Consider the following 1,400-nt stretch of genomic DNA (forward strand, 5'->3'; position numbering starts at 1 on the left):
TATGGGTCTTGTGATGGATGTGTGGGTCATCGGTTGGGGAGTTGGGGGCGGTGACCGCCGAGGTTGAGCATGGCCAGGGCGATGAGGGCGTCGGGTGAGTGGAAGCCGAAGGCTATGCGGGTGATGAGGCGGATTTTGGCGTTGACGGATTCGATGCGGCCGTTGGACAGGCCGTGTTCGATGGAGGCGACGATGGCGTCGCGGTGACGGACCATGCGGCGTTGGAGGTCAACGAAGATGTCGATGCGGCTGCGGCGGGCCCAGTTGATCCATCGGTCGAGGGCGTGGACTGCTGCTGGTGGGCTGGTTTTGGCCAGGGTGAACACGTAGCGCAGGCCTTCTTTGAGGGCCCAGGCGCGGTGGAGGCGGGGGTGGGTCTTGGCGATCCAGTTGAGGGTGGCCCGTTGTGCGTCGGTGAGGTTGTTCGGGTTCTTCCACAACGCCCAGCGGGTGTTCTTCACCAGCCTCGCTTCGCCGACGGCGACACCGCGGCGGCCTGCTCCCCGACCGGCGGCGGCGTTCCATACCTGCCGGCGGACTCGGTCTACGGCGTCGCTGGCCCAGGCAACGACGTGGAACGGGTCGGCGCAGCGCACCGCGTTCGGGCAACGACGACGCACCACGGTGGTGATCCAGTCCGCGCCGTCGGCCGACACGTGGGTGATCTGCGCGGCCCGCTCGGGTCCGAGCAGATCGAAGAACGCGCCCAGCGTGGCCGCGCTCTTGCCCGCAGCGGCCCACACCAGCCGGCCGGTGTCGTGATCCACGACCACGCTCAGATACCGGTGACCCTTCTTGTAGCTGACCTCGTCGATACCGATACGACGTAACCCGTCGAAGCGATCCACCGCGCCACCGGTATCGGCCCACACCCGCGCGATGATCGCGCCCACTGTGCGCCAACTGATCCGCATCAACCGCGACACCACCGACTTCGCCGCGTGCACCGCCAACCACGCCACCGCCTGATCGAACGCCCGGGTATGCCCCGCCCCATGCCGGGCCCACGGCACCGCCGCCACCACGACCCCATGCACCCGACACGACACCCGCGGCGCGTCAGCCTCGATCACCGCTCGCACCGTTCCGAGATCCAACGCCCGCCACCGACGACGAGTCCCACCGTCATAGCCAGGACACCGCCGCCGGCAATACGGACACCGCCGCCGCGCACCCCGAGACACCCGCACCCGAGCCACCACCACCGACTCCACCGCATCGAACTCGACACCCTCGACCACCGCCTGCTCGACCCCGAACAACCGAGCCCATACCCTTACCGAACGCACGCCGTTGCCCCGCCCACTCGTTCTGACCTTCGACAAGCCAGAACCTAGGCAGGACAACGGCGTGCGCCATCACCGACGCGCCCAACCACCCACAAACACGTCACAAGACCC

1 protein-coding gene is annotated in these 1,400 nt (G+C 67.9%); it reads right to left on the reverse strand.

The window, feature by feature from the left end; genetic code table 11:
• Nucleotides 1–26: 26 nt before the first annotated feature.
• Entirely contained in the window at nucleotides 27–1,289 is a 1,263-nt protein-coding gene (locus tag ACGFI2_RS30605) for an ISL3 family transposase (protein ID WP_393523667.1), read from the reverse strand.
• Nucleotides 1,290–1,400 lie beyond the last annotated feature (111 nt).

Source organism: Micromonospora sp. NPDC049282 (genome assembly GCF_043197045.1).
In the GTDB taxonomy this organism is placed as follows: Bacteria; Actinomycetota; Actinomycetes; order Mycobacteriales; family Micromonosporaceae; genus Micromonospora.